The sequence below is a fragment of the Listeria floridensis FSL S10-1187 genome, from assembly GCF_000525875.1.
Taxonomy (GTDB): domain Bacteria; phylum Bacillota; class Bacilli; order Lactobacillales; family Listeriaceae; genus Listeria; species Listeria floridensis.
In genome coordinates, this window is the sequence record NZ_AODF01000070.1 from 1 (window position 1) to 1,273 (window position 1,273).

The 1,273-nt window shown below is 41.4% G+C and carries 1 protein-coding gene; it reads left to right on the forward strand.

Translation table 11 applies throughout. The annotated features are described in order from the left end of the window. Positions 1-53: 53 nt before the first annotated feature. A partial coding sequence (locus tag MFLO_RS13950; RefSeq protein WP_241433681.1) for a DNA polymerase occupies positions 54-1,273 on the forward strand: 1,220 nt, incomplete at its 3' end.

The window sequence follows — 1,273 nt, forward strand, 5'->3', positions numbered from 1 at the left end:
GAAAGTAAAAAGAGCTCAAGCAAGCCGAAATTCTGGCTGAAATGGTCGACAGCATGCCTAAAAATTATTGGCTTGTACAGACAAAAGAGCGGTTAGATGAATTACTTGAATTGCTTGACCAAGAAGAACTAATCGTGTTCGACGTGGAAACGACAGGGACAAACGTTTATCGGGATTATCTTGTCGGGCATGTTATCACAGCAACGAAAGCTGATGTGCATGCCTACATTCCAGTAAAGCATATTACAGACGAGATTCAGCTTGATGCTGACTACGTGTTAGAAAAGCTTCGTCCTTATTATAAAAAAACATCGATTAAAAAGGTTGCTCACAACGCAGGTTTCGATATTTCCATATTAAAAAATGATCTTGGTATTACTTTAAATGGATTGTACTTTGATACACTGCCGGCAATGGTTATGTTAAATGAAAATGAGCCTAGTTTTGCTTTGAAAAAGTTAGCTTCAAAATACCTGAATATTCCGTCTTTAACATACGGTGAACTGTTTGGCAAAAAAGGTTTTCACGAAGTGAGTAACCTAAAAGTTGCGACTGCCTATGCGGCGAAAGATGGCGATGTTACATTGAAACTTATGCGATTTCAAGAAAAGCACTTCGAACGATTCCCAACAATTCGAGACTATTTCTTTGAAGTGGAAATGCCTTTTGTCGAAACTATCGCAGAAACAGAACAGACAGGCTTCGTCGTTAACAAAGACTATGCGACAGAATATGCGACTCGTTTGAAGAAAGAGCTTGACGAAAATGAAGCTAGTTTGACTGCACAACTTGGTGGCATCAACATTAATAGCCCCTTGCAGCTTCGACCTGCTCTTGAAAAAGTAACAGGTATAAAACTAGAAAGTGTTGACGCTAAAAAGATGTTGAAACCTCTAGCATATAAGTTTCCACTTGTTAAACAGTATCTGGCTTACAAAACAAACATCAAACTATATAGCACTTATATTAGTGTACTGCCTGAGCTTATCGAACCAAGCACAGGACGGCTTCACCCTCACTACGAGGCAAACGGAGCGAAAACAGGTCGACTAAGCAGTCGTGGTGGGTTTAATGCCCAAAACTTGCCGACTGAGGCACGCCATATCATTGTGCCACCAAAAAACAAGGTCATTGTTGGGTTGGACTTTGGCAATCAGGAGGGGCGCATTGCGGCAAGCTTAGCGGGCGACGAGTTTCTGCTGAAAGCTTTTCGAGAGGGGCGCGACCCTTACATTGCACTTGCATCTATTGCTTATAACAAACCTGAAAGCGA